The 5,742-nt window shown below is 58.2% G+C and carries 7 protein-coding genes; all 7 read right to left on the reverse strand.

Annotated features, from left to right (window positions below):
- A partial coding sequence (gene dxr, locus OQK_RS05445) for a 1-deoxy-D-xylulose-5-phosphate reductoisomerase (RefSeq protein ID WP_038860600.1) occupies positions 1 to 870 on the reverse strand: 870 nt, incomplete at its 3' end.
- Positions 867 to 1,673, reverse strand: coding sequence for a phosphatidate cytidylyltransferase (locus OQK_RS05450; protein ID WP_016771474.1), 807 nt, complete (start codon positions 1,671 to 1,673; stop codon positions 867 to 869). The genes OQK_RS05450 and dxr, both read right to left, overlap by 4 nt.
- Entirely contained in the window at positions 1,673 to 2,428 is a 756-nt protein-coding gene (gene uppS / locus OQK_RS05455) for a polyprenyl diphosphate synthase (RefSeq protein WP_016771475.1), read from the reverse strand. Before uppS ends, OQK_RS05450 begins: the two co-directional genes overlap by 1 nt.
- A 14-nt stretch (positions 2,429 to 2,442) precedes the next feature.
- Entirely contained in the window at positions 2,443 to 3,000 is a 558-nt protein-coding gene (gene frr, locus OQK_RS05460) for a ribosome recycling factor (RefSeq protein WP_007954771.1), read from the reverse strand.
- Positions 2,997 to 3,740 (reverse strand): UMP kinase, encoded by a 744-nt coding sequence (pyrH, locus tag OQK_RS05465; protein WP_003222124.1) that lies wholly within the window; start codon positions 3,738 to 3,740, stop codon positions 2,997 to 2,999. The genes frr and pyrH overlap by 4 nt, the downstream gene beginning before the upstream one ends.
- A gap of 208 nt (positions 3,741 to 3,948) precedes the next feature.
- Positions 3,949 to 4,812 (reverse strand): translation elongation factor Ts, encoded by an 864-nt coding sequence (tsf, locus tag OQK_RS05470; protein ID WP_016771476.1) that lies wholly within the window; start codon positions 4,810 to 4,812, stop codon positions 3,949 to 3,951.
- Positions 4,813 to 5,003: 191 nt separating this feature from the next.
- Positions 5,004 to 5,741 carry a 30S ribosomal protein S2 gene (rpsB, locus tag OQK_RS05475; protein WP_003222119.1) on the reverse strand — a complete coding sequence of 246 codons (738 nt, stop codon included), beginning with the start codon at positions 5,739 to 5,741 and terminating at the stop codon, positions 5,004 to 5,006.
- Position 5,742 lies beyond the last annotated feature (1 nt).

Raw genomic sequence — 5,742 nt, forward strand, 5'->3', positions numbered from 1 at the left:
GGAATCGATACGCTCAGGCCAGGCCAGGGCGTTGGCGATCGGTGTGCGCATGTCCGGATTACCCAACTGCGCCAGGACCGAGCCATCGACGTAATCCACCAGAGAATGGATCACGCTCTGCGGATGAATCACAACTTCGACCTGAGACGGTTTGGCGTCGAACAACCAGCAGGCTTCGATCAGTTCCAGGCCCTTGTTCATCATGCTTGCCGAATCCACGGAGATCTTGCGCCCCATGGACCAGTTCGGATGTGCACACGCCTGCTCAGGCGAAACATTCGCCAGCTCGGACATCGGCGTCTGCCGGAAAGGCCCGCCAGAGGCGGTCAGCAAGATCCGCCGCACCCCCACCGAGCTCAAGCCGCGCGCGAAATCCGCGGGCATGCACTGAAAAATCGCGTTGTGCTCACTGTCGATCGGCAGCAGCACCGAGCCACTTTTGCGCACGGCCTGCATGAACAGCGCGCCGGACATCACCAGCGCTTCCTTGTTGGCGAGCAGAATCTTCTTGCCCGCCTCGACCGCCGCCAGTGTCGGACGCAAACCCGCCGCACCGACAATGGCCGCCATGACCGCATCGACTTCAGGCGCGGAGGCAACCTGACACAGGCCCTCCTCGCCTACTAGCACACGAGTCGGCAAACCGGCTGCACGCAAGTCATCCTGCAAGCCGCGCGCTGCGGCCACTTCAGGCACCACGGCAAACTGCGGCACATGGCGCAGGCACAAGGCGAACAACTCACTGAGGCGTGTGAAACCACTCAATGCAAAAACCTGATAACGCTCAGGATGACGCGCAATCACATCCAGGGTGCTCAGACCGATCGAACCGGTCGCACCCAACACCGTAATCTGCTGGGGACGACTCACGGTGCGGCCATCCAGAGCAGTACGGCGAATACCGGAATGGCTGCGGTCAGGCTGTCGATGCGATCCAGCACGCCACCATGCCCGGGCAGCAGATTACTGCTGTCCTTGATGCCGGATTGGCGCTTGAACATGCTTTCGGTAAGGTCACCGACCACGGAAATGAAGACGATCACTGCCGCGCCGATCAGGCCTTTGAGCAGCTCGGCCACGGTCCAGTCGCGCACCAGACCGACAATCGCGGTAATCACCAGACTCAGCGCAAGACCACCGTAAACACCTTCCCAGCTCTTGCCCGGACTGACCTGCGGCGCCAGCTTGCGCTTGCCGAACTTGCGCCCGGAAAAGTAAGCACCGATGTCCGCACCCCAGACCAGCACCATCACCGCCATGATCAACCAGTTACCCAGCGGGTACTGCTTGATCTGCACCAGACCCTGCCACGCAGGCAGCAGGATAAGCAGGCCGATCAGCAGCTTGGTTGCCGCCGTGGACCAGTGCGCGCTGGAGCGTGGATACGTCAGCACCAGATAAGTCGCAATCGCCCACCAGATCACCGATGCACCGAGCACCCAAGGCGCAAGGCCCGGCAGCACGTACATGACAAACAGCATCAAGGCGACCACCGCGGCAAAGCCGACGCGGAACGATTGTGCGGTGAAGCCGGCCAGACGCGCCCATTCCCAGGCACCGAGGCTCACCACCAGGCCAATGAACAGCGCGAAGCCGGCACCTTTGAGCAGGAAAAACCCGCACAAGGCGATCGGCAGCAGGATCAGTGCAGTGATGATTCGTTGTTTAAGCATTAAACCCGGGCTCCAGCTTCGACCTGTTCGCTCGTTTTACCGAAGCGACGCTGGCGTGAAGCGAAATCGGCCAGCGCGGTGCGCATGGCGTCGTGTTTGAAGTCCGGCCAGAACAGGTCGGAGAAGTACAGCTCGGCGTAGGCCAGCTGCCACAGCAGGAAGTTGCTGATGCGATGCTCGCCACCGGTGCGAATGCACAGGTCAGGCAACGGCAGATCGCCGGTGGCTAGACACGTTTGCAGCAGATCCGGGGTGATGTCCTCCGGACGCAAATGCCCGGCCTGAACCTCACGCGCCAGACGTTGCGCAGCCTGAGCGATATCCCACTGGCCGCCATAATTGGCTGCGATCTGCAGGACAAAGCGGTTGGCACCGACGGTCATGGCCTCGGCCTCGCGCATCGCCGCCTGAAGCTCAGGGTGGAAGCGCGAGCGATCGCCAATGATGCGCAGGCTGATGTTGTTGTCGTTGAGACGCTTGGCCTCACGACGCAGCGCCTTGAAGAACAAATCCATCAAGGCACTGACCTCATCGGCCGGGCGCTGCCAGTTTTCACTGGAGAAGGCGAACAGGGTCAGGACTTCGACCTTGGCCTCGGCGCACACCTCGATCACCGCCCGCACAGCATCCACGCCCGCTTTATGCCCGGCGACACCCGGCATAAAGCGTTTTTTCGCCCAGCGATTATTGCCATCCATGATGATCGCGACATGGCGCGGCACCGCGGACGGCGCAGTCTGCTTGGTCTTGTCCATTTAAAGCTCGACCCTTATACGGCCATCAGGTCTTTTTCTTTCTCGTCCGTGGCCTTGGTGATCTGGGCCTCGGATTCTTTGGTCAGCTTATCGATATCGGCGATGGCACGACGCTCTTCGTCTTCGCTGATTTCCTTGTCCTTGACCAGTTTTTTCAGCTCACCCAAAGCATCGCGACGGATGTTGCGCACGGCTACGCGCGCGTCTTCGGCTGCACTGCGGGCCTGCTTGGTGAAGCCTTTGCGCGTTTCTTCGGTAAGGGCAGGCATCGGGATCAACAGCAACTCGCCCAGATTGGTCGGGTTGAGGTTCAGACCGGCGCTCTGGATTGCCTTGTCGACGGCAGCGAGCATGTTGCGCTCGAAGGCCACGACCTGCAGGGTGCGCGAATCCTTCACGGTGACGTTGGCAACGCCGCTCAGCGGAGTGTCAGTGCCGTAGTAAGGCACCATGACGCTGCCAAGGATGCTCGGGTGAGCCTTGCCGGTACGAATCTGGCCAAACGCGTGGTTCAGAGATTCCAGGGATTTCTGCATACGCGCTTGGGCGTCTTTCTTGATTTCGTTGATCATTGTTGGCCTTCCTCGATCAAAGTCCCTTCAGCGCCGCCGTGCACGATGTTCAGCAGGGCGCCGGGCTTGTTCATGTTGAATACGCGCAGCGGCATCTTGTGATCGCGGCACAGGCAGATAGCAGTCAGATCCATTACACCCAGCTTGCGATCCAGTACTTCATCATAAGTCAGATGATCGAACTTCTCGGCATGCGGGTCTTTGAACGGGTCTGCGGTGTACACGCCATCAACCTTGGTGGCCTTGAGCACAACGTCGGCGTCGATTTCGATTGCACGCAGGCAGGCTGCCGAATCCGTGGTGAAGAACGGATTGCCGGTACCGGCCGCGAAGATCACGACATCCTTGGAGTTCAGGTGACGCATGGCTTTGCGGCGATCGTAGTGATCGGTCACACCGACCATGGAAATGGCCGACATGACGATGGCCGAGATATTGGCACGTTCCAGCGCATCGCGCATGGCCAGGGCGTTCATCACAGTGGCCAGCATGCCCATGTGGTCGCCCGTGACCCGATCCATACCGGCCTTGCTCAGGGCTTCGCCACGGAACAGGTTGCCACCGCCGATGACCAGACCGACCTGCACGCCGATGCCGACCAGTTGACCGACTTCCAGCGCCATGCGATCCAGAACCTTCGGATCGATCCCGAACTCTTCCGAGCCCATCAGGGCCTCGCCGCTAAGCTTGAGTAGAATGCGTTTATAGCGAGCCTGATAACCACTGCCCTGCTGAGCCATTGCGAATCTCTCCTGCGGCGTATTTAAAATTCTTTGCGAGCTGTTTACAGCTGGCGTTCACTCTAGCTTGGCGCTGCTGCAGCGCCATCGGAACATGGCTTTGTAAGTCAGTTCCGGGTGGAAACCAAATAAAAAATTGGTACCCCATCTAAAAAGAGGCTGCGCGCGTTAGCGGGCAGCCTCTTTCGGGCGACAGTTGAAAACCGTCTTATTGCTTGGCGGCAGCCAGCTGGGCAGCAACTTCTTCAGCGAAGTTGTCGACCGGCTTCTCGATGCCTTCGCCTACTTTGAAGTAGGTGAAGGAAACGATTTCAGCACCGGCTTTCTTGGCCAGTTCGCCAACCTTGACTTCAGGGTTCTTGACGAACGCCTGCTCGACCAGGCTCGCTTCTGCCAGGAACTTGCTGATACGGCCCTTGACCATGTTCTCAACAATGTTTTCTGGCTTGCCTTTGATCTTTTCTTCGTTCAGCTGCAGGAACACAGCTTTCTCACGCTCGATCGCTTCGTCGGAGACTTGCGAAGGCAGGAGGAACTCAGGGTTGCTTGCAGCAACGTGCATAGCGATGTCTTTGGCCAGTTCGACGTCACCGCCTTTCAGGACAACAGCAACACCGATCTTGTTACCGTGCAGGTAAGTGCCGACAACGTCACCTTCTACGCGTACCAGACGACGGATGTTGACGTTCTCGCCGACTTTGGCAACCAGAGCTTCACGAGCCGATTCCTGAGCGGCGATCAGCGGAGCTGCGTCGGTCAGTTTTTCGTCGAAAGCTTTTTCTACGCTGGCAGCAACGAAGTTCTTGAAGTCGTCTTGCAGGGCCAGGAAGTCGGTCTGCGAGTTGACTTCCAGCAGCACGGCTGCCTTGTCATTCGATTTGATGGCGATTGCGCCTTCAGCGGCAACGTTGCCAGCTTTTTTCGCAGCCTTGATCGCGCCCGAAGCACGCATGTCATCAATGGCTTTTTCGATGTCGCCGTCAGCCTTTTCCAGGGCTTTCTTGCAATCCATCATGCCTTCGCCGGTACGCTCGCGCAGTTCTTTGACCAACGCTGCAGTAATTGCTGCCATTTTCAAATTCCTCTTGGATAGGTTTTCAACCATTCCACCCGATCGAACGGGCGTTCAATTCTTCCCGAACCACCCATGTTGGCTGCCGCACATGACAAATACAGACGTGGGCGCCGACAAATGGTTTTCGAGGTGGCAAAAAGGGGGCCAAGCCCCCTTTTTGCTTACTGAGTCAACGCCAGGGGCGTCGATTACTCAGCTGCAGCCTGAGTTTCTTCAGCTGCGAATTCTACAGTACCGCCAGCAACGTTGTTGCGGCCGCGGATAACTGCGTCAGCCATCGAACCCATGTACAGCTGGATAGCGCGGATGGCGTCATCGTTGCCTGGAATGATGTAGTCAACGCCTTCCGGGCTGCTGTTGGTATCGACAACGCCGATGACCGGGATGCCCAGCTTGTTGGCTTCGGTGATCGCGATGCGCTCGTGGTCAACGTCGATCACGAACAGTGCGTCTGGCAGACCGCCCATGTCCTTGATGCCGCCCAGCGAACGATCCAGCTTCTCAAGATCACGGGAGCGCATCAGCGCTTCTTTCTTGGTCAGCTTGGCGAAAGTACCGTCTTCGGCTTGAACTTCAAGGTCACGCAGACGCTTGATGGAAGCACGAATGGTTTTGAAGTTGGTCAGCATGCCGCCCAACCAGCGGTGATCGACGTACGGCGAGCCGCAACGTGCTGCTTCTTCAGCAACGATCTTGCCAGCGGAACGCTTGGTGCCGACGAACAGAATCTTGTTTTTGCCCTGGGCCAGACGCTCTACGAAAGTCAGAGCTTCGTTGAACATTGGCAGGGTTTTTTCAAGGTTGATGATGTGAATCTTGTTACGCGCGCCGAAAATGTACTTGCCCATTTTCGGATTCCAGTAACGGGTTTGGTGACCGAAGTGCACACCGGCCTTCAGCATATCGCGCATGTTGACTTGGGACATG

This window comes from Pseudomonas sp. R62 (assembly GCF_000257605.1).
In the GTDB taxonomy this organism is placed as follows: Bacteria; Pseudomonadota; Gammaproteobacteria; order Pseudomonadales; family Pseudomonadaceae; genus Aquipseudomonas; species Aquipseudomonas atacamensis.